This window comes from Alteribacillus persepolensis, assembly GCF_900099605.1.
GTDB lineage: Bacteria > Bacillota > Bacilli > Bacillales > Marinococcaceae > Alteribacillus > Alteribacillus persepolensis.
The window spans coordinates 76,798-98,728 of record NZ_FNDK01000009.1; the positions used below are offsets into that span (position 1 = coordinate 76,798).

Annotated in this window: 20 protein-coding genes, 2 pseudogenes and 1 riboswitch; of the genes and pseudogenes, 5 read left to right on the forward strand and 17 right to left on the reverse strand. The window is 40.6% G+C overall.

Going from position 1 to position 21,931, the window contains the following annotated elements; genetic code table 11:
- Nucleotides 1-485 precede the first annotated feature (485 nt).
- From BLT18_RS09030 to BLT18_RS09065, 8 genes and pseudogenes are all read right to left on the reverse strand, one after another.
- A pseudogene (locus BLT18_RS09030) lies at nt 486-1,010 on the reverse strand (DsbA family oxidoreductase); the annotation flags it as partial.
- 133 nt (nt 1,011-1,143) lie between these two features.
- The gene (locus BLT18_RS09035; RefSeq protein ID WP_091273220.1) at nt 1,144-1,692 is read right to left on the reverse strand and encodes a flavin reductase family protein; all 549 of its coding nucleotides are present in this window, start codon (nt 1,690-1,692) and stop codon (nt 1,144-1,146) included.
- 399 nt (nt 1,693-2,091) lie between these two features.
- Nucleotides 2,092-3,105 carry an NADP-dependent oxidoreductase gene (locus BLT18_RS09040; protein WP_091273222.1) on the reverse strand — a complete coding sequence of 338 codons (1,014 nt, stop codon included), beginning with the start codon at nt 3,103-3,105 and terminating at the stop codon, nt 2,092-2,094.
- A 369-nt stretch (nt 3,106-3,474) separates the two neighbouring features.
- A complete protein-coding gene (locus BLT18_RS09045; protein WP_091273223.1) occupies nt 3,475-4,578 on the reverse strand; it encodes a threonine synthase in 1,104 nt (367 codons plus the stop codon).
- A gap of 565 nt (nt 4,579-5,143) precedes the next feature.
- On the reverse strand, nt 5,144-6,070 hold the full coding sequence (locus tag BLT18_RS09050) for a pseudouridine-5'-phosphate glycosidase (RefSeq protein WP_091273225.1): 927 nt from the start codon (nt 6,068-6,070) through the stop codon (nt 5,144-5,146).
- Nucleotides 6,067-7,173 carry a carbohydrate kinase gene (locus tag BLT18_RS09055; protein ID WP_091273227.1) on the reverse strand — a complete coding sequence of 369 codons (1,107 nt, stop codon included), beginning with the start codon at nt 7,171-7,173 and terminating at the stop codon, nt 6,067-6,069. The genes BLT18_RS09050 and BLT18_RS09055 overlap by 4 nt, the downstream gene beginning before the upstream one ends.
- A gap of 228 nt (nt 7,174-7,401) precedes the next feature.
- Nucleotides 7,402-8,037, reverse strand: coding sequence for a YdhK family protein (locus tag BLT18_RS09060; RefSeq protein WP_091273228.1), 636 nt, complete (start codon nt 8,035-8,037; stop codon nt 7,402-7,404).
- Nucleotides 8,038-8,171: 134 nt separating this feature from the next.
- Nucleotides 8,172-8,693, reverse strand: coding sequence for a CueP family metal-binding protein (locus tag BLT18_RS09065; RefSeq protein WP_091273309.1), 522 nt, complete (start codon nt 8,691-8,693; stop codon nt 8,172-8,174).
- 355 nt (nt 8,694-9,048) lie between these two features.
- Nucleotides 9,049-9,147, forward strand: a riboswitch (guanidine-I (ykkC/yxkD leader).
- Nucleotides 9,148-9,205: 58 nt separating this feature from the next.
- On the opposite strand from BLT18_RS09065, the gene BLT18_RS09070 reads away from it, so the two are divergent.
- Entirely contained in the window at nt 9,206-9,547 is a 342-nt protein-coding gene (locus tag BLT18_RS09070) for a DMT family transporter (protein WP_091273230.1), read from the forward strand.
- Nucleotides 9,547-9,861, forward strand: coding sequence for a DMT family transporter (locus BLT18_RS09075; protein WP_091273231.1), 315 nt, complete (start codon nt 9,547-9,549; stop codon nt 9,859-9,861). The genes BLT18_RS09070 and BLT18_RS09075 overlap by 1 nt, the downstream gene beginning before the upstream one ends.
- A 335-nt stretch (nt 9,862-10,196) precedes the next feature.
- Here BLT18_RS09075 and BLT18_RS09080 read toward each other — a convergent pair whose 3' ends face one another.
- The 3 genes from BLT18_RS09080 to BLT18_RS09090 form a co-directional block, all read right to left on the reverse strand.
- On the reverse strand, nt 10,197-11,591 hold the full coding sequence (locus BLT18_RS09080; protein WP_091273233.1) for a glycerophosphodiester phosphodiesterase family protein: 1,395 nt from the start codon (nt 11,589-11,591) through the stop codon (nt 10,197-10,199).
- Nucleotides 11,592-11,621: 30 nt separating this feature from the next.
- Entirely contained in the window at nt 11,622-12,521 is a 900-nt protein-coding gene (locus BLT18_RS09085; RefSeq protein WP_245705226.1) for an endonuclease/exonuclease/phosphatase family protein, read from the reverse strand.
- Nucleotides 12,522-12,756: 235 nt separating this feature from the next.
- On the reverse strand, nt 12,757-13,269 hold the full coding sequence (locus BLT18_RS09090; RefSeq protein WP_091273235.1) for a PepSY domain-containing protein: 513 nt from the start codon (nt 13,267-13,269) through the stop codon (nt 12,757-12,759).
- Between the two features lie 626 nt (nt 13,270-13,895).
- Here BLT18_RS09090 and BLT18_RS09095 point away from each other — a divergent pair.
- A complete protein-coding gene (locus BLT18_RS09095) occupies nt 13,896-14,336 on the forward strand; it encodes an immunoglobulin-like domain-containing protein (protein ID WP_091273238.1) in 441 nt (146 codons plus the stop codon).
- A gap of 261 nt (nt 14,337-14,597) precedes the next feature.
- Here the strand turns inward: BLT18_RS09095 and BLT18_RS09100 are convergent, their stop codons facing one another.
- Nucleotides 14,598-15,608 (reverse strand): DUF3231 family protein, encoded by a 1,011-nt coding sequence (locus tag BLT18_RS09100; protein ID WP_091273240.1) that lies wholly within the window; start codon nt 15,606-15,608, stop codon nt 14,598-14,600.
- Nucleotides 15,609-16,008: 400 nt separating this feature from the next.
- Nucleotides 16,009-16,170, reverse strand: a pseudogene (locus BLT18_RS18540) (IS3-like element IS655 family transposase); the annotation flags it as partial.
- Between the two features lie 103 nt (nt 16,171-16,273).
- Here BLT18_RS18540 and BLT18_RS09105 point away from each other — a divergent pair.
- On the forward strand, nt 16,274-16,705 hold the full coding sequence (locus BLT18_RS09105; RefSeq protein ID WP_091273242.1) for a hypothetical protein: 432 nt from the start codon (nt 16,274-16,276) through the stop codon (nt 16,703-16,705).
- 477 nt (nt 16,706-17,182) lie between these two features.
- Complete coding sequence (locus tag BLT18_RS09110; RefSeq protein WP_245705231.1) at nt 17,183-18,151, forward strand: YheC/YheD family endospore coat-associated protein; 969 nt, start codon at nt 17,183-17,185, stop codon at nt 18,149-18,151.
- A gap of 452 nt (nt 18,152-18,603) precedes the next feature.
- Here the strand turns inward: BLT18_RS09110 and BLT18_RS09115 are convergent, their stop codons facing one another.
- The 4 genes from BLT18_RS09115 to BLT18_RS09130 are packed head-to-tail and all read right to left on the reverse strand — an operon-like array spanning nt 18,604 to nt 21,922.
- Nucleotides 18,604-20,073, reverse strand: a complete 1,470-nt coding sequence (locus BLT18_RS09115; protein ID WP_091273245.1) for an aldehyde dehydrogenase — start codon at nt 20,071-20,073, stop codon at nt 18,604-18,606.
- Nucleotides 20,070-20,291 (reverse strand): 2-hydroxymuconate tautomerase, encoded by a 222-nt coding sequence (locus BLT18_RS09120; protein ID WP_175487445.1) that lies wholly within the window; start codon nt 20,289-20,291, stop codon nt 20,070-20,072. Before BLT18_RS09120 ends, BLT18_RS09115 begins: the two co-directional genes overlap by 4 nt.
- Before the next feature lie 32 nt (nt 20,292-20,323).
- A complete protein-coding gene (locus BLT18_RS09125) occupies nt 20,324-21,124 on the reverse strand; it encodes a 2-keto-4-pentenoate hydratase (RefSeq protein WP_091273248.1) in 801 nt (266 codons plus the stop codon).
- A gap of 21 nt (nt 21,125-21,145) precedes the next feature.
- Entirely contained in the window at nt 21,146-21,922 is a 777-nt protein-coding gene (locus BLT18_RS09130; RefSeq protein WP_091273250.1) for a 2-keto-4-pentenoate hydratase, read from the reverse strand.
- Between the last annotated feature and the right edge of the window lie 9 nt (nt 21,923-21,931).

Consider the following 21,931-nt stretch of genomic DNA (forward strand, 5'->3'; position numbering starts at 1 on the left):
TCCGTTCGTCAGCCAGAGCGGCATGCTTTTGGCCGCAGCGGAACCACGTTGTTTATACTGAAGAGCGTCGGGAGCTAACTGAAAACTAAAAACATGAGCTCTAAATACCTTCTATTAGAAAAACGCGGCTTACCGCCCAATCCTTATGGCGGAAGCCGCTGTTTTACCTGCACCACATTCCTTAAAACAACATGTTCAATACTTTGATAGTGTATAGAAAATTTGGCTCGCGACAGGCTTTTGGCGGTGCAAGTACTGCCTTCGCTGCACGTATACTAACGAATCCAGCCTTTTATTACGTTAATCATTCATGCTGGCCCATTATCTTTTTCGGCTAGTGGCAAACAGGCAGAAAACTTCAACGAAAGATTCGTATAACTTTTCAAAACATAAGTAATCTGCCACTGAGCCCATTACGTATTACACAGAAAACCTCCGCAGCCATTGAAAGGATAAACGGAGGTTCACAACATCGCTGAAGCAGACTATAAAATTTTTTTTAATTCTTCAATAGAGGGGGCATCTTCAAAGTGATGGACTTGAATCTCCCCGTTGCTGCCGATATAAGATGGAATCGTCCAAATGTTCCAATCTTCTGCTAGTTGAAAGTCCGCATCAACCATAGCTTTGTAGGTTTCTGCATGTATGGCTTGTTCAAACTCTTGCGGTTGAAGACCTGCCTCTTTTGCAATAGCACAAAGAACTTCTGTATCTGCAATATCTTCATCATGTTTCCAGACCGCTTCGAATATTCTTTGATGATAAGCGTCAAACATACCCTTCTCGCGTGCAAACTTCGCTCCCACATGAGCAAGATACGTATCGCGCTTTTCAGAAGGGGGACGGATTTTTATTCCTGTATCCGACTCAAATTGCTGCAAAAATTGTTTCGCTTGTTTTTTATATCCTTCCGGCTTTGCTGGAGGATTCGCTCCCTTTGGCATTCTCCATGGCTTCCAATCAATATCTGCGCCTTCTTCCTTTAATGACGTTAGAGACACCGTCTCCGTGTAGCAAAAAGGTCATGTGTAATTAAAAAAGATCGTTAATGTTTGAACCATTATGATTCCTCCTTTTTAAAAAGTTACTGATTTTTCTTCATTGATGATATGACCCAATAGAATGGCAAATGGGTTATGTGAGTTACTTCAAATCGAAGCCTTGAAATGGCATAACAATGTCTTCTTTTTTCTTTTCTACAAAACCCGGATCACGCTCTAACAAAGCATTCACTGTTAAATTTTTCTTATCTGCATGCAGCATGTCAGCTGACACAATATCACCTATGGCTATTCCAAAATCTCCATTATCAATAAGGCTGACAAGTTCACATTCGAAGTACCCCACAGCATCTTTCAAAATAGGGCAGCCAGTCTCTCGATAAATAAATCGGTCTTCTCCGAGGGATGCAATATCTTGCTTCCCTTCAAAAAAGAATTCATCATGCAGATCGACTTGATTTTCAGACACCACAGATACGGTCCAGGTTCCTCCTTTTTTCACCAATTCATATCCTTCAATTTCTTTTGGAAAACACGTTAACATTCTGGGCGGTTCATGGGAGCATTGTGTACTCCAGCATCCAAAATGAAAATTTGCTCTTTTTCCATCCGTAGCCGCAATAAACAGATTACCGCGGACACGATTTTTGTACACCTTATTTGCAAAGTCCTTGTGTGTTTTTGTATGCATGTTCTTTGAGCCCCCTTTCTCTTCTCTTTTTTCTATAGGACGCCCCTTCCTTTTAAGACGTCATCGCACTAACTACTATACTACAAAAAACATTTCCCTGTATTTTCTTAAGTGTTTAAGCCCTGACTAGAAAAACTTGGCTTACCGCCAAGTTTTTATGATGAAAGTCTTCGTTTTTCTTGGTACAACGTTAAACATTTCTGCCGCATAAAAAGAAACATACTACTCCTGCGGTCTTTTCCTTCTTAAGGAAAAGACCGCAGGAGCTGCTGGGCAATAAAGACAGCTGACATCATATCTTGTCTGACAGCGGTTCCATCCCCTGCTTGCTCGCTGATGCTCCTTGAAATGGAAGTCTTCTCCCTCTATAACGGCACATTCCGCCACCTTATCATGCCATTATTGTTCTGCTACTTTTACTAATAGTTTCCCAATATTATTTCCCTTAAATAAATCAAGAAAGGCATCCGGTATTTGTTCAAAACCTTCTTTGATCGTTTCTTCATAGGTTAACTTGCCTTCTTGCAGCCATGCTGCAAGAGCGGCTGACCCTTCAGAGAACCGATCTGAAAAATCACCTAACGTAAACCCTTGCATAAGAGCACTTTTCTTAATCAGTGTCGTTTGAACACGCGGTCCGATGTCTTCTCCTTCAAGGTTATAACTAGAGATTGCACCACAGACAACAATACGTGCGAATTTATTCACGTACGCATGTACAGCATCAGATATTTCTCCGCCAACGTTATCAAAATAAACGTCTACTCCATTTGGGCAAGCTTTTTCGATAGCAGCCTTCATATTGGAAGTGGTTTTGTAATTGATGGTTTCATCAAATTGCAGCTTTTCTTTTAAGTATTGATTTTTTTCATCTGAACCTGCAATGCCAACGACACGTGCTCCCTTGATTTTAGCAATTTGTCCAGCAGCGGAACCTACTGCACCGGCAGCACCTGAAATGACGACGGTTTCTCCTTCTTTTGGCTTTCCAATGTCAAGCAGTCCAAAGTATGCGGTTAATCCGGTTATCCCTAAAATTCCTAAATGTGTAGAGACCGGCGCCAAATCTTTATCTATTTTTCGTACCTCGGTTGCTTTTGCCGTATAATAGGTCTGCCAGCCATAACCGCCTATCACAATATCTCCTTTTTCCAATTGATGTGATTTGGATTCAACGACTTCTCCAATCACTCCGCCTTCAATCACAGCATGTAATTCAAATGGAGGGATATAGGAAGGAGCATCGACCATTCTGCCGCGCATATACGGATCAACAGAGACGAATAATGTTCGAATCAGCACTTCTCCATTCTCCGGCTGTTTCACATCTGTTTCTACAAACTTGAATGTATTCTTATCCGGTGTACCCGTCGGCCGCTCTGCTAAAAGAATTTGCTGCTTTTTGGCGTCCATGCCTATCTCTCCTATCTTTTTTACAAATATTTGTTTTCCTAACGTAACAGACGCTGAAAACGAAAAAAAGCAAAATGCTCCTCGAACGGTTGACAGCGCTGCATCTCGATGAATGAACAAAAAATTGGACAAATGTTCCATTTCTATTATAACGAATCACGAGAACAGTTTCGACGAGAAGCACTTGCATACGAAACGATTCCCTTGCAGCAGGGATGTTCACACTTAACAATTAGCTGCAAAAGTTAACGCAAGGAGATATTGGCCTCTTTTAACATGAAGAACGCTTATCGAATCTTTCACTGGTTGTCCATCGTGTGCGGCAGCGTGCGATTATCATTATTTTATTTGTTTTCTGTTGAAACAATATTATGGTGATTTAATGCCCGCACCACAAAGTGGAATAACCACTTTTTCTTCTCGTGCATGCTTATATTTTAAATACCCCGCATAGTTCACTGCTGAGGTGACTTCCACGTAGAAACCTTTCTCGCTAAGCTTCTTTCGCGCATGTAGAACCTCACCTTCTTCAATGGCAATAAAGATACCATTTGTGTTATGAACAGCTTCTAAAATTTGTTTGGAACGTGCCGGTGCTGCAATAGCAATACCTTCTGCCAAAGTGCCTTCGTTCGCAACAGGCTCTGCTTTGGCTTGTCCTTTTTCATAAGCACGCACAAGAGGCGCACAATTTGCTGCTTGAACAGCAATGATTTTGGGGATTTTTTCGATCAGCCCATGTTCCCTCAACTCTCTAAATCCATTGTATGCACCAAGTAAAAGCGTACCGTTTCCTACAGGGATTATTAACGCATCTGGTGTTTCTTGCAGTTGCTCATAAATTTCATAAGCATATGTTTTTGTCCCTTCATAGAAGTACGGATTATATACATGGCTTGCGTAAAACGCTTTTTCTTCTTCGACTGCTTGCTGGGCCGCCTCTGCAACGTCCTCCCGCGTACCGTGAATGGATTTAACCGCTGCGCCATGTGCTTTAACTTGAGCAATTTTTTTAGGAGATGTTTCATCACTTAAATAAATATCACATGCCATTTGACAGCGTGCAGCATATGCTGCAATCGCCGTTCCCGCATTGCCGCTGCTGTCAGCAATCACTTTTTGTACTCCTAACTCTTTTGCTTTCGCCATAAGAACAGCAGCTCCTCGATCTTTAAAAGACAGAGTTGGCATCATATAATCCACTTTCACATATGTATGTGGCTTTTGCGGATCTAACACAATGAGCGGAGACTGCCCTTCCCCCATTGTAACTGCTTCCCACATCTTGGAACCTTCGGCAAATGGCATTGTCTCCACATAACGCCATAACGAGTTGGGATAAGTGTTCCACGCTGCTGCATCCATTTTTATTGCATCTTTCACTAGATTGAATAATCCTCCGCATTCACATTTCCAAATATCCGCTGTCACATCATGCATTTTCCCGCAGCTGCTGCAAATATATTGTTCCATCGTTTTTTCACCCTCTCACACACTATTTTATATAAACCTGATTCTTGACTTTTATAGCGGGGAAATGATTGTTCATGATATCAAGAAACTTCCCACGTTAAATCTTGTCATGGAACCTTTAAAAGAAATGATAGAGATAATAAAAAGTCGTGCAACTTATCACACCATCCTCCAGTCCAATTAAGGCTGGCATTACCAGCACAACCAATGGATAAAGACATTAAAAGAAAATAAAGTATTCCAAACCATGTCACGTAAAGCAATCTGAGCAGACAATGCTTCGATGGAGAATTTCTTTGGCGTTTTAAAGAAAGAGAAATGTATTATGAGGAAGTATTAGTAGGCTGTGAAGAATGAAAAAGGCGAATGGAAGAATATATCTACTAATACAACTATGAACGACTATCAGAAAAATTAGCTAGTTAATGAGCTTACATGCAAACGCTGCTCACCATTCTTTTACTGCCAAGGCAATGATCATGAAAAGGATGCGGAGGGGCAAGTGCGGCCCTACTCGCAAGCACCCGGCCGTTCCTCCGCTGAAAAAACGTTATCTTCTCTTGTCTCATTCATCTCCGTGCTTGCAATGAGCGGCAATTTGAGCGCCAACCACTGCATTATGTTTGACAAGTCCGATGTTTGCCTTCAGGCTTTTTCCTTCTGTTAGTGTTTTGACTTTATCCAAGATAAAGGGTGTTGCCTCTTTTCCTGCGATGTTCTTGTCCTCTGCTTCTTTCACTGCATGATCAATAATCGAGCTGATATACGCTTCATCCAGCGCATCTTTTTCCGGGATTGGGTTGGCAACTACGACACCGCCGCTTAAACCGATGTCTTGTTTCGTATCAATAAAATTTGCGATTTCTTCAGGCGAATTCAGACGGTAATCCACCTGGAAAGGGCTCGTTCGTGTATAGAAAGCTGGCAATGCATCCGTGTTATGGCCAATAACCGGCACCCCGTTTGTTTCTAAATATTCCAGCGTCAAGCCTAAATCTAAAATAGATTTCACCCCTGCACAAACGACAGCTACATCTGTTTTCGCAAGCTCTTCAAGATCAGCCGAAATGTCCATTGTTTTCTCGGCTCCGCGGTGAACACCGCCAATTCCTCCTGTTGCGAAAACTTTAATGCCCGCCATGCTCGCACAAATCATGGTTCCTGCAACGGTGGTTGCTCCATGTTTTTTTGTTGAAATAACGTATGGTAAATCTCTTCGGCTCACCTTTTCTACTGCATCACTTTGGCCTAAAAACGCAATCTCCTCTTCTGTTAACCCTATTTTAATTTTTCCATGTATTACGGCAATCGTTGCAGGGACCGCGCCGTTGTTACGGATAAGCTCTTCTACTTCCAATGCCGTCTCCACATTTTGCGGGTAAGGCATACCATGTGAAATAATAGTCGATTCCAGCGCTACAACAGGCTTATTTTTTTGCACAGCGTCTCTTACTTCTTCTGAGAGTACAAGCATATCATCTTTTACGTTCATTTTTCCGTTTCCTCCTCGGCAAAAAATCGGTTATATGTGTCATCCAGCACATCTACATGCAGTTTGGTATGAACGGTTTCTTTTGTTTGCAGCGTAATCATGGAGCAAGCCATTCCTGTCTTGCATGCTTCTTTAAATGAAGCTCCTTTGTTCATTCCGTATAAAAACCCTGAAATAAACGAATCACCAGCCCCAGTCACATCTACTACATTCGTTTTCGGTGCGGGAATGGCTCCTTCTTCCCCGCGTTCTGTTTTATAAAAAATCCCTTTTTCTCCGCGTGTAATAATTACGTTTTTCACACCACGGTCAATTATTCGGCCACTGGCTTCCCGCAAATTACCAGACGCTGCTCCTGTCAGCGCCATCGCCTCATCTACATTAACGATAAACCATGTTATTCCGCTTAGGTCTGCGGGCAGCTTTTTAATCTTCGGTGCAGAAACCGGAGCGATACAAAGCGGAATGTTCTCTTGATTACAACGTTCTATCACCATCTTTAGTACATCATCGGGAAAGTTGGTATCGAGTAAAACAATCGATGAGGAAGCGATGTGATTCCAATGCTTATCAATAAATGCTTGATCTGCTGCTTCACATATTTCCATATCTGATAATGCAAGCAGCATCTCTCCTTTATCATTCAATACAGCCGTGTACGTGCCAGTGTTCATTTGCGGTATTCTCATCGTTTGGCTTGTATTTGCATAAGGCTGGGTCATCTCAAGAAGCCACTCACCTTCCTGGTCATTTCCTACGACCGTTAATAGGGAAGCAGCAGCGTCAAGGCGCCCAAGGTTTTCAGCAATATTTCTTGCGACACCGCCGCAGGTCTGCGAAACAGTTACTGGATTCGACGTACCGTATTGAAGAGAACTTTTTAATTGCGACTTACGATCAACATTTGCTCCGCCAATGCAGGTAATACGCCCATTGTCTGGCAGTACATAGGCCCTTCCAATAATCTTTCCCTTCTTGGTTAAAGAGGAAATATATCCTGCCACGGCCGATCGTGACAGTTGAAGTGCATCTGCTAATTCATTTTGAGAAATATATGGATTTTTTCTTACCAATTCTAATAATAATTTTTCTTTTTCATTCATAAGGCATCGCCCTAACACACATTTAATTAACTTTTGTTTATATAATAAACTTTTGTTTATAACAAGTCAAATGAATGCAGCAAAGAAGTACTAACCTGGGAAGACTCGCAGCATACAGGGTATTGTTTACTCTAAGCAGCAAAATCATGCGGATGTAAAAAGTAAGCGCCGCTGCAATAAAAATTCCCGAGCGACTGAGCGCTCGGGTTTGATTTAAAACATGCCTGATTATTCAACGGGTGAAAGTTCATCTTCTGTAACCCATTTATGGTTTTCAACTTCTTCTCCCGTTTCCATATCTGTATAACTGACCATATAGACAGTGGTGTCTTCTGCAGCATCAATTACAGCTGCCGCTCCATCCATTCCTTCCATGTGATCTGCCTCCAGAATCACTTCATCGCCTTGCTCATATGGTTGTTCACCTGCATTTTCAATTTCTTCATGGATAACCCATTTATGATCTTCTACCTTTTCTTCGCCAGCTGCCGGTGTGTACGTGACCATATAAACAGTTGTGTCATAAGCACCTTCAATGGCTGCAACAGCTCCATCCATGCCTCTCATGTGATTTGCACTCATGACAGCTTCACTTCCAACCGGATACGTTGGATTCTGTGCATCTGCTAATTCTTCGGGAACTTCACCCGAACTTGAATGATCCATACGCGAATGATCCATCTCTTCCATGGAATCCGATTCTTCTTCAGACGGAGCTTCTTCATTCGTTTCTGTGTTCTCGGCTGCGTCATTTTCCGTATTCGCATTACTATCAGGCGTTGTTTCGTCATTTCCGCCGCAAGCTGCTAATACAACAGCTGAAAATAATGCGGCAAAACTCATCTTCAATATATTATCCATCATTTTGTCCCCCCATCAAGCCTATGTTTTTATTTGACAATGGCACCGTGCAAAATAATGATACTTTAGAATTGGTGCCAACATTTTCTGCAGAGATGAATCACCAAATCAACAGGCAATGTAAAAAGGCTGTTTTTTTATATTAACTGCATGGTCGTAATGCAAGTATCATCACCTTCAAACGTGGAAATCTCAGATTCTGCTGTTCCTCCGTTATGTTCTATTTTTACTTGAAACGTCTCATCCCGCGGCAGCCACAAATCGATAAATCCATTTTCTAAAGACGTCATGGTTTCATTAACCACTGCATTACCTGCTTCATCCTCAATATACACATCAAATTCTTCTTCCACCAATTCCCCCTGGCAGCCGGTTAAGCTGTGGATAGAACATTCATGTGTTGTGTCAATAAACGGTGCAATGGAAACAAAAAATTCCCCTTCCGGCAATTCATAGGTGGTCTTCTTGTTCTCCCTGTCGGTCACGATCAGTTCATCTGATGTAATCGAGGCAGACATATCATCGACATGACCAACACTATAGGTATGCACCATTTCCTTGATGTCTTGTGTTTCATCTTCATTTGAGCTGCTTTCGTTACATGCTGCTGTGGCCAAGGCAAGCAACAACCCAATAATCACAAGGAAGCTTTTTTTCACGTTCTCTTTCACTCCTTTCTGTTTGTGCATCCACGTTTTTTACGCCCTAATCTTTCCAGATAAACCATTTATTTAGTACGTTTCCAGTTTACCATACCCCCGTCACGTACTTAATCCATCTGAGAAGATGTTTAAATTTTGTCAAAAATAGATAAATAGCTGCCTTTTTCATCGATAATTGGCTTCATTCCCATAGATTTTCTTTTGAACGAATGGATGCAGCTGCAAAATATATGCTGCTATGCCTGGAAGCAGCGGATAGCATGTCTGTACACTTCCGCATCTGTTCTATACTTCCTTCTTGAGGATTGCTAAGAAAATGGAGTTTTCGTATAATAAAAAGTAACCACATAACGTCAATGTTTTCTAGGGTTCCGCAACATGCTTGTTGGCCTGGTCCGAGAGAAAACACACAGCTTCAGCTGTGACACGGAAGGACAAAAGCCTGGGAGAAACTGATGAACAGTACTCTCAGGTTTTTTGTTTGGTCGATGAATTTGGAGGTAGCTGTTATGAATGTACACTGGATCAAAGTATTTGTTGCTGCTTTGTTTGAGATTTTGTGGGTGATTGGCTTAACACACGCCTATGATGTGTGGACGTGGGCCGGTACTGTACTGGCGATTGTTATCAGCTTTTATTTGTTGATTATGGCAGGAAAAACCCTTCCTGTCGGAACCGTCTATGCAGTCTTTGTGGGAATAGGTACAGCAGGAACGGTTGTTTCAGAAATCATTTTCTTTGGTGAAGCATTTCAGTTAAGCAAAATACTTCTTATCTTACTACTCCTTGCAGGTGTCATTGGCTTAAAGTTAGTGACAGAAGACAAGGTGGAGGAAGGAGCCGATTCCTAATGGCGTGGACATCATTAATTTTTGCTGGATTATGCGAGATGTTTGGTGTGTTAATGATTAATAGACTGCACCACAAACGGGACTGGAGTTCCTTTATCCTGCTCACCATTGGCTTTGGAATGAGTTTTATACTGCTTGCTTATGCTATGAGAACGATACCTATGGGAACGGCCTATGCCGTTTGGACAGGAATTGGTGCATCTGGCGGGGCTGTTTTAGGAATGATTTTATACAATGAGCCAAAGGACTGGAAAAGAATTCTTTTTGTTGCGATGATTATAAGCGCAACGATAGGATTAAAGCTTGTTTCGTAAAGCCGCTTTTCGTTTTCACAGGACAAAGTAGAGCAGTAAATAAAGAGGGATTTTTCTCCCTCTTTATTTATCTTCCTATTCTTTCAGACTAATACATACAACATGATCTGTTGCACTTCGTACATTCAACCGTTCACTTCCTGTCGTGCTCCTTGTTTTTCAAAATATCCCTCGGTGAGGCTGTATTTGTATGTCATGATTCCATCTGTGATTGGTGGAAAGTATTTACTTTACTTGCAGTATTTAGAAACATATCTAATAGAATCTATCTGCCATCATCTCCTAAAACAACCTGGCAGTATCAGCTGCTGCATCCTCGGGCATGCGTATACTATTTACCGCTCGAGATCAAATTGAATATAGTCAAGGTGATAAGAGCCAGAGTCTGTCACATCTACCATGATGGTATGGGTGCCTTTTTCGAAATAGCGACTTCCCCAGTCCTGCATTTCAAACGCTCGGTTATGTGTAGTATTTTTAATATCAATATTCTCGATAGACTCCCCATCTCCCCAATACAGGGAGACAGTACCTTCCGGGGCGCCGGCAGCCGATAATCGTCCAGATACTTGATACATTCCTGATTTTTGGACGTTCACTTTGTATTTGGCCCATTCCCCTTCTTTGTTGTCACTTACCACGATGGCCCCATCTATGTTACAAACATCTATGCCATCTTTCGCTGACTCATCACAGCTATTGGAATCTGCATCAGAATATGTTACATAATCTTCCGCTTGAACCTTTATGGTTCGATTTCCTTGTTGAACATTCCAGAACTTCATGTTACCGCCATTTCTCCAATAATTCAGAGCCTCGACGTTATCCGTTTGCATAATGGTTGCGCCAAGCTTCTCTACAGCCTTCCAGCCAAGCTTATCATCACGGAGAGAGGCCTCATCTGTATACGTATAAGCAAGCCCATCCCACATCACATTCATAAAAACTCTGCTGTTCTCTTGAATCTGGCGCACTTTCTCCGGCTGAACTTGTGGATCTGTCAGCTCATCAAAAACAACTTCATAAGCAACCGGCTGACGTCCTGGGAATGCGTCAACCGTATCGGCGCTGTCGTCATTAATAATATGCATGTAGAGAATATCAGGGTCTTCAGCCATAAATTTTGCAGCTTCTTCCACATTCGGGCTCCCCTTAAATAATCCGTGATCTACCGTATCCGTATCCACAAGTACATCGTACATTTCCTCACGTATGTTCCACCCTTTGTCAAGATTAACAATTGCATGTCCCTTAGCTGCGAGCATGGCTTCCCGAAGAGTCGGAACTTTGTATTCTGTTAACGCCGCATCTTCACCGCCAAGGTTCTCCTTGAGACGAAGCTCCTTGATTTCTTCCAACGTATAATCGCTCACTTTCCCTTCTCCATCGGTGGTACGGTCTACAGTATCATCATGCATCAACACTGGCACACCGTCAGCGGTTAACCGAACGTCTATTTCAACAATTTCTGCCCCATCACGGATCGCCTCATTAATAGCAGCAATTGAATTCTCTGGATATTCCCGCCACTGACCTCGGTGCGCTGTAATCATTAAAGGAGCATTAGGCTTATGATTTAGCAGTTGTGTATGAATCTCTTCAAAAGACATGTTCTCTTTCACGTGCTGTTTGTTTTTTGCCTCAGCACTGATTGGCTGAGGTGCTGCTGTACTTGAAACAATAGCTGCTGCCATCACCAAGCTCGTTAAAGATACATATCGCAGCTTCATTTTTCATCTCCTTTCCCCTTTACTTACACGTTATGGGAGATTAATATCTGCCATAACAGGATAGTGATCACTGGGATATTGGCCATTTTTCTGGTAGTCTACGATAGCAGTCGTCTCTGTCGTCACATCCTCACTGGAGAGAATCCAGTCGATTCTATTGTCCGCTCCTCCTCCAGAAGGATCGTCAAAACCATTAAACGTACCAAGGTGTTCGTTTATTCGTGTTTGTGCAGCATCCCACGTATCAACGAAAGGTCCTTGTTCTGTGAGAATAGAGTGGGGTTCGCTGTCAGGTCCTGCATTGAAATCACCCGTTACAATGATTGGCACTTCGGGAGTAAATTCTTCTATTTTTTCAGCGATAAGCTCAGCACTTTTCTCTCTAGCTTCTGTGGAGATATGATCGAAATGAGTGTTTACAAAATAGAAAGGCTTGTCCGTTTTCATATCGAGAAATTTAACCCACGTCACCATCCGCGGGATTGTATTTCCCCATGACGTGGATCCAATAACATCAGGAGTATCAGATAACCAATAATGGTCATATTGTAAAGGAGTAAAACGAGTGTCATTATAGTAAACTGCCATAAATTCTCCTTTATCTCCTCCCTCTCGACCTAAACCAATCCAATCATAATTAGGTAAATCATTGTCCACATCTTTTACTTGTTGATAAACAGCTTCTTGTGTTCCAAAAATATCAGGCTGCTCTTTACGAATAACCTGACGAACCGTAGAGCGTCTCTCTTCCCACGTATGCGGGGATGGATCAGAAGTATTCAAGTACCTTAAGTTAAACGTCATTACCGTCAAGTCACTCTTCGTTGAAGGTTTTTCTGAAGCCAATGTCTCTTTAGGAGAAAGAAATAAGCTTCCCATTAGTAAGATAGAAAAAGACCAAAGAACAAAAGATCTCACTGCCGCTTTCATACTATTCCTCCTTTTACATTTTTTACAAGTAGAGAATACCAAACGGATGTAAATTTCCTGCTACAGCAATATAAAGCTTTTCATGACTAAAATTAATAAAATTTACTATACAAGTCCGCAGCCATGATAGAATACAACGGAAGCTATTTTCGACGTTTTTATATGTTTGCAAAATGATCCCACAGAAAAAGAGTCCGCCTAATGGCGAACTCAATAATCCATCTGCAATACAAATTTAATCATCATACGAAACCTCAATGACGTCCCCGGTGTGTCCATCCACTTCTACTTCTGCCTCTCCTTTGTCTGTGTTCAATTCGATTTCATAATAAGTAAGGCCATCGTCTTTGTCACGCTCAATTTCTTCAATGACCCCTCCAACCTCGTCTACAGCAATCTGCTTTGCTTCTTCCATGCTGACGGTAAATCCATTCGAATAATCATCAGATGATTCTCTCTTTTCTTTTTCATCGAGATGAACCTCACCTGTATTAGCATGAATTTCTAATTCATACTCATATTCATCTCCGACCATTTCTATTTCATAGAATAGAGAGCCATCATCTGTTTCCCGTTCCACTTCAGTCACCGTGCCCGGGTATTGCTTTTGTGCCGCTTCCTTTGCTTCTTCGATGCTAAGAGTATCACCTTGTTGATGAGAAGAAACACCACCGCTTGCTAATGCAGCACCAGTTACTCCTAGACCAAGAGTTCCAATACAAGCTGTTGCCATAACTAATTTTTTCATCTTAACATTCCTCCTTTATGGTTTACAGCCTCATCGTACCCTTTGCAAATGAACGTGCTATTAACCCCAGATTAAAAATTGATGAGAAAGTGTCGTGACATCAAAGGCAGGAAAAATATACAGCCGAAAAACCCTCAGACGAAATTGCCTGTACTTCATCATTGCAGCATAACCAGAAGATGCTGCATCATTAACGGTTTGATGTACACCGTTTATTTTCAATTTCCTCTCTGTATGAGATGTTCACAAGATTGATTTTCATTAAAGCCCTCTTAGTTATCATAGAAACAGTTTCTGCGGATTAAAACGCATGGCCTGTTGTGATGCAGGGAGTTATTTCTATTGATTTATCTTTGTTTTTTTTCCTGCTTTTACAATCCACCATATAATAGAAGTAATTATTGCAATAAAAATGCCCAGCGCAACATTGGCCGTGCCTATAACGTTTAAAAAACCCAAATTATTTCACATCCTTTTAACAGAACTGCATCGCTAGTGATACTGCCTATGTAACATCACTTGAGACAGGTTTGAACAATAAATTAACTATGAACGAGTGAGAAATGTTGGATTTACATTTTTTAGAAAAAACAGTACGATTTAAATGAAAGGAGGATAGATAGCAGATGTGGAAAAGAACAATTCCTGTTTTATTCAGTATCCTTTTGTTCACAGCATTTGCCGCTAACGCTGCTGGAGGAGTCAGTCAAGATGTGCCTTCTACGAGCAAAGACGACATTTCTTGGGAAACGAACAAGGAAACATATACTGCTGACGAAGTCATTTCGCTTTCCCTGAAAAACAACACCTCTAACGCTATTTCTTTCGGGACTCCTTATGCTATTGAAGTGTTCAAGGATGGCAAATGGATGAGAACGTCGCTAACCGATGACTTAATGTTCACACAGCAAACTATCACACTTTCACCAGGAGAGACTTACAAAACAACGGTTGACTTGAATCTTTTTAAAGAAAAAATAAAGCCTGGCTTTTATAAGATTGTTAAACAAGTAAATAGCCATGGAAAGCCATATAAAGCAGGGGCTGCGTTTCAAGTTGTAGAGTAAAAAACACTCCCATGTCTAAAAAAATAATGAATGAGAACAAAGTCAGTTGTATGCTGCAAAAACAACTGGCTTGTTTTTTTGATTTTTTCAAATAAAAATAAGAGGGAATCTCCCCTCTTATTTTCTCATATTCATATTTAAATCCATTACGATTCAACAAATTTTATCGGCGTTGAACTGTAAACAATCCGTGCTTCCTTAGATAAATCATGATAAAACAAACATCATTCATTTTTGTGTCATTCATTTTCATTTTTCCATTCATTTTTTCTTCGCTAATTCATCACGATCACTTGCACGTGGAGGTTCTTCCATCCAACCATTATCAATAAGAATGTTCGCACCATCTTCTGAGTATTTCAGAATTTCATGTATAAGACGATCATAGTGTACCGTTAAATCACGCCTTAAACTAGTAGATATACTTGTACCGTAATATCCCATTCCCAACGCAATCAAACTAGTAACGACAAACGTCATCAACCTGTCAGAAAACGGCGAGACTTTGGATTCTGTCACATAAGTGTCTGAAGCCATTGGAACAGGAAGATCATTTTCCCGTAATATTGAATCGAATATCTCGTTATGCTTTGAAGCAATTTCCTTTCCCCGCACAAAGAATTGTCCAATCTTTTGTGATTTCGCTACTTGACTGAAACCAATCAACGTAGCAACCCCTAAATCATTACGCTGGAAATTGGCATAAAGGTTAGTTATCTCCATTGATAGTAATGGCCTTCTTCGCCCAAACCATCCTGTAAGAAAATTTTGTTTCTTAACAAAGTCTATATTCTGAGGATAGGGGATATACGGGGATCTTATATAAAGTCCTTTCTCTAAAAGAATTTCTTTCACCATTGTATTCATTTGATTTACTTCTGTCAGACATTGTCCAAAAAATTGATCAATATCTGAGCGAACAGCTAAAGACTTGGAGACACTATACGCACTGAGAGATATATTGCTCATTTGACTTAAGAATTGCAGCATATAATTATCGGTAAACAAACGTGGAGCGTTTATGTTCAAGTCTTGATCCTCTGAAAACCCTTTTGGCAATGGGTAATTTTCTTTAGTAAAAATATCCGTCAGTATTTGGATATGAGCTTGAGAGAGCTGCAAAGCGTGTTCTAAAATTGGACGAATTTCAGCATCTTCAACAGTCTTTAAAAAATACTTTAGTATGCATAAAGAACCACTATCATTTTGATAAGTAGCCCAAAGTTGGGAAAGTTCGGCTGAGGTTAGTCTTGCGTCCTTTTCGGTTCCCATTACTTTCTAGCCTCCATTATGGAATATTATTTCCTAAATATTATGCAGACATATTGGATAGAGTATTCATTTTTTCGCATTTGCTTTAGTATTCGTCAACGTTCCTATAAACAGAGCTAACATCCAAAAGCAGCATTTTTACAATTATTATTGGTTTTAAAAATAGATTTTTCACTCCTTCAAACAGGCTCCCCGGCGTAATTTCTGGATCGGTTTTATCTTTTTTCTGAGTATTTGACAAATATCAGTTTAAAGCGATGTAGTCTACTGTACGTTCCTTCAATAACTCGAGATCCCCTTCTGGGCCTCCAAGGTGATGTTAACTTTAAAGAATCGATTAATGAAAGCAGGATACTCACCACGTGCACGAACATCACCACATAAACAGTTGAACACTTGCTCTTCTTAATGTATTTCCAATGTTGGATTCGTTACAGGTCGTTTTAGATGGTTTATAGTGTCCCACAGTATATTTAGAGACGCACCCTTGCCCTTTCATGATGCGTCCAATACGGGGGATAAAAACAGTCCAGCCCCGTTTTTCGAACTCTTTTTTTATTTTAGGGACGTGTCCAAAGCTCTCCTCGTGAATGACGGATGCCGTGTCTGCCTCTATATTTTTTCATTAACTGTTAAGAAGAAAACAATAAAATAGGGTGGCATATATGGGAACAAGACGAAGCTTTATTAAAACGGATTATGACCAAAGAACAACCTTTGACACAGGTATTAGTTTATTTTCTCAAGATTTAGAGGTTGAGCTGGATGTAGAAGAAGGAGAAGCAGTGAAGCTTGATATGTTTGCCAGTACAGAAATTAGGGCGTTTACTCAAGTAGTAAGCAACGCTATTTTTTTGGGGATGCTGTTTGGTCCTGATATAGGTACACCTCCGTTGGTAGTGGAAAGAGTGTTTATTCCTCCAGCAGCCCAATTAAGTACATGGGATGCTTCTCTTAATATCAGCTGGATTGTAGAACCTACAACACCTGGAACGAAAACGTATACTTTCACAATTATGGCCTTAGCGCCAGAAAATTTTATTACTGTTAATGCACGAGGTCTGAATGCAATAGCTTTTCAAACCAACCAACAGTAATCTTTTAAAAAAGAGCTTCTTCATACAGGCACAACGTGTCCGATGATCAATGATTGGACACTTCATGAGGAAAACCAAGAAAGACTCACCATGAGTGAATGAAAAACGCACGTAAATGATCTCTGATACGCTTAGCATTGTCGTTGATATCGCCAAAAACAAACAAACAGCTTGGACCTTTGATGACCATAGCTTTAAATACCTCATCTTCAGCAAAGGAAAGACAATTTAATTACAAAGAGGGAGGAACATTTTGCTGTGAACAAGATTAATGAGAGTGACAATAAAAAAGTCATTGAAGCCTTAAAGCAAAGGAACAATGGAGACATTAGCAAAGAAGAACTTATAGAGAAATTAAAATCAATTTTTCATATGAAGTGAGGATAAATGAGTCGCAAACTGGTAATTGGGATCATGGTAAATAAACGAAGCCAGCGAAAGAGCATGCTAAGACGGTATCAAAAATACAACGAAAATATGCCGGTAAAACTTTTTTCTTTTACCCCAAAGGATATAAATTGGAAAACAAAACGCATAAAAGGGTGCTGTTTCCGCAATCAAAAGTGGGAAACCGCCATATCTCCTTTCCCCTATGCTGTGTATAACCGCTGCTATCAAAAAAAGGGAAAGACTCTTAAACGTTTAGAGAAATATATTGGAAAAAATAAATGCTTTAATACAATTACTTTTTTTAACAAATGGAAAGTCTACAAGATTTTATCCCAAACTGAATTGCACGTATATCTGCCAAAAACATGGTTATATCAGCAGAAACGTTTTAAAACGTTGCTAGAAGGCCGCAACCAATTGATTTTAAAACCTTGTTATGGATATTTAGGAAGACGTGTGTATTTGGTTGAAGCAAAATCAGAAGACCAAGTCTATAACATCTATCAGGACACATTAAAACGACCCAAATACAGCTTTGAAGACGCTGCTTCCTTTTATACAAAAATAGATGAATTAATGAACAGAAAAAAATTGATCATTCAAGAACACATCAATACATCCAGAGCAGCAGGCAGAATAGCAGATATTAGAATGCTGGTCCAAAAAAACAGCAGTGGGAAATGGACGGTCACAAATGGTATTAGCCGGATTGCTCAAAAAGACTACTATGTCACCAATTGCAGTAATCGCATTTGTAAAGCAGAAGAAGTACTGCCGTTCATCGTTAGTGATACCAGCGAAAGCTCCGCTGTTTATGAAGAAATGATCAAAACGAGTATAAAAACTGCAAAAATAATAGAAAAACACGTAGGGTTATTAGGAGAAATCGGAGTGGATATGGTTCTTGATAAAAATAAAAAGCTGAAGATTATAGAGGTGAATGGCAAACTGCAAAAAAACCTTTACCATAAAGTAAGAGAAGCTTTTCAAGAAAATGATCTTGTTTATCAACGTCCCATCGAATATGCTTATTTTTTGGCTAACAAGAAAAGCTAATGACAGAGACATTTCTCCGCTAGACGTTACTGAAACATCGGACAATGCGCTGAATCTGTGAATTTCAGACATAAATGACGCATTATTTATCTGTCTACAGCTAAACTGTTACCGAGAGAAAATGATGGAGTGCAGGAACAAGTAATTCTTTTGCTCTAAGTGGCAGCATCAGGCGAATGGAAAATTTAAGCGTCACTAAATACGACAAAGCCTAACTTCTCATCATGTTAAAGGAGAAATTAGGCTTTTATTACTTCGTGACTGCGCCTGATGATGGAAAAATATCTGCCAGCTTTACGTCTGCTATCGTCAGGTGTGAGCAAGTAATGCATTTCATCAAAAATGATATACATGCATCGCTTTTTGGCCGTAACTGCCGGATGAGATGTACGCCTTTTTACATAGAACAAGGCGGCTTTTTCCTCTATCCATTTCGTTGATGAAAAACGGATTTATTTTAAAGCAATACAAATATTCTTTGCTTCTGTAAAGAACTCAATGCTGTGGTGTCCGCCTTCGCGACCAATTCCGCTTTTCTTAAATCCGCCAAATGGTGCACGCAGATCACGGACAAACCAGCAGTTAACCCAAATCGTTCCCGCTCGTACGTTATGGGAAATACGATGTGCACGCTGCAGGTTTTCTGTCCAAACAACACCATTTAACCCATAATCCGTATCATTTGCGATATGAAGCGCTTCTTCCTCAGTATCAAATGGAATGATCGTTACAACTGGACCAAAAATCTCTTCTTGGCATAAACGAGTCGTATGATCTTCTTGAACATAGACTGTTGGCTCTAGATAAAAACCCGTTTGCAGGTGTTCGGGAAGCTCTGGTCGTTTCCCGCCGCAAATCAAGGTTGCATTTTCTTCTTTCGCAATGTCAAGATAGCTAGTGACCTTTTTGTAATGTTCCTCACTTACAACAGGCCCCATTTTCGTACCTTCTTCTTGTGGATCGCCAACTTTTAGGTCCATCGCAGCTTCCTTGAACTTCTCAATAAACTCATCCAAAATTGAACGTTGAACTAAAATTCTCGATCCTGCCAGACAAACTTGCCCCGAATTCATAAATGCAGCACGAATCGATTCTGGAATCGCTTTTTCAAGGCTGGCGTCTTCAAATACGATATTAGCTGCTTTTCCACCAAGCTCGAATGATACTTTCTTTAATGAGGCTGCTCCATTTTCCATGATTTTTTTTGCTGTAGCTGTTGAGCCTGTGAAAGAAACCAAATCCACTTCAGGATGTTCCGTAAGTGCTGTCCCCACTACGTTTCCTAAGCCATGTACAACATTGACGACGCCATCTGGAATTCCAGCTTCTTTAGCGATTTCACCAAGTAGTGCTACCGACAGCGGTGTCGTTTCTGCTGGTTTAATCACCGCTGTATTTCCCGCTGCTAAACACGGTCCTAACTTCCAATTCGTCAACATAAAAGGTACATTCCATGGAGTAATTAAAGACGCTACCCCTACAGGTTCATATCTTGTATAGTTGAGATACTCATCATCCATCGGGTAAGCTTCTCCACCTTGTTGTTCAAAGAAATCGGCGAAAAAGCTAATATTTTTCGCTGCACGAGGGATCATCCCAAGTGCCATTTCATATGGTTTACCGACGTCTGCTGCATCTAAGCTTGCAAGTTCTTTTTTTCTTTCTAACATAATTTCTGCCATGCGCCGCAGCTTATTGCAACGCTCTGCGACTGTCATTGTCCTCCACGGTCCATGTTCAAATGCCTCACGAGCTGCTTGACAAGCTTTGTCAACATCTTCTTTCGTTGCTTCACTCGCATAGGCAATAACCTCTTGTGTGGCTGGGTTTTTGACTTCAAAAGTTGCTTGATTACTAGATTTAACGTATTCACCATTAATATATAAATCTACTTCTTTAACTCCAGTCTGCAGTTTAGTCATTTCGATCCCTCTTTTCTTTTTTTAATTGACTCCCCGGCAATGCCCCAATGTTCGGGTTCCATCTCCTGGATCATGACACGGACCGACTGTTCTGGAGCATCAAGTACGTCCATTGCTACATTGGTCATCTCACGGATTAACTTTTCCTTTTGTTCAGGCGATCTCCCTTTTAAAATATTTACTTGGATAAAAGGCATGACTTTCCCCTTTCTATTCATTCTGTTCTTTCCATCAATGAGTCCAGTTTGTTCTATTCCGAAAAAACCGCTTCTACCGTCCCGATTCCGTCAAAGCTTGCTGAGAAATGGTCACCAGGTTCAATCTTCTCAGCACCTGATAGTGAACCGCTTAATACCACTTCACCAGGTTGAACACTTTGACCAACTTTATAAAGTTTATTCGCAAGCCAAGCAATCGCTCTTGCTGGATGTCCCATAACTGCAGCCCCTGCACTTGTTGAAATAATTTCACCGTTCTTTTTAAAGACCATTCCCATTAATTTCAAATCAAATTTCTCTGGTGAGTAAAAACGGTCACCAATAATAAACTTAGAAGATGAAGAGTTATCAGCGACAACGTCAGGTAATGTAAAACGAAAGCCTTGGAAACGGCTGTCAATAACTTCAACAGCTGGTGCAATATACTCTGTGGCCGCTAACACATCAGCAACTGTTGCATGAGGCCCTTTCACCTCTTTATTAAGTACAAAAGCAATTTCCGGTTCTAATTTGGCATGGATAAATGGAGCAGTGGAGATTTTCTCGCTTTCATATAACTGCATGCTTTCTAATAGAACTCCGTAAGATGGCTCGTGAACACCCATCATTTCTTGTTTGCTTTTACTTGTTAAACCGAGCTTTCGTCCGATTTTCACTGTGTTTTCTGCCTCACATTTCAGCTCAACTAATTTTTCTTGAACCTGATAAGCTAAAGCTTCATTTAACTCAGGGAAGCGATCGACAAACTTATTGACCGACGTTTTATTTTTTTCAGCTTCAAACAATTCACTTGCGATTTGATCAATTACGTTAACGACATTTGTACTTGCCATTTTTTATCACCTAGTTTCTTCTTATTCATTAAATGAAACAGATACTGAACCGATATGGCCAAATTCCGCTGTAAACGTATCATTTGCTTCGATTAAGACCGCACTGGTGAGCGCACCAGATAAAACGATCTCACCAGCTTTTAACGAAACATCATACTTTGCTAATGAGTTTGCCAGCCACGCTACCGAACGCAGTGGGTTCCCTAATACAGCTGCACCTGCAGCACAATCAAGCATTTCACCGTTTTTATAAGCGACCATGCCAATATTCGTAAGATCAATTCCATCGATGTTTGTCGGCTTTCCACCAATAATCGCACTTGCCGAAGAACCATTGTCTGCTACGGTATCCTCAAATTTAATCTTCCAATCTGCAATACGACTATCGATAATTTCAATCGCAGGGACAATATAATCCGTTGCTTCCATGACATCTAATGTTGTCACTGCAGGACCTTTTACATCCTTTTTTAAAATAAATGCAATTTCAAACTCGACTTTTGGCTGAATATATTGAGAAAGCGAAATCGTTTCTCCGTCTACAAACATCATGTCATCTAGAAGATGACCATAATCAGGTACTTTCACGCCAAACATGTTTTGGATCGCCTTACTCGTTGCTCCGATTTTCTTGCCGACAATAACTGAACCATTTTCAACTTTTTGACGGATAATCTCTAGTTGAGTGTGATACGCTTCATCTACAGTAATTGCAGGAAATTTTGTTGTTAACGGTTCAATGACACTTTTCGTTTTTTCGGCTTCTAATAAGCGGCTTGCCGACTCTTGAATGACCAAGCTTGTCAC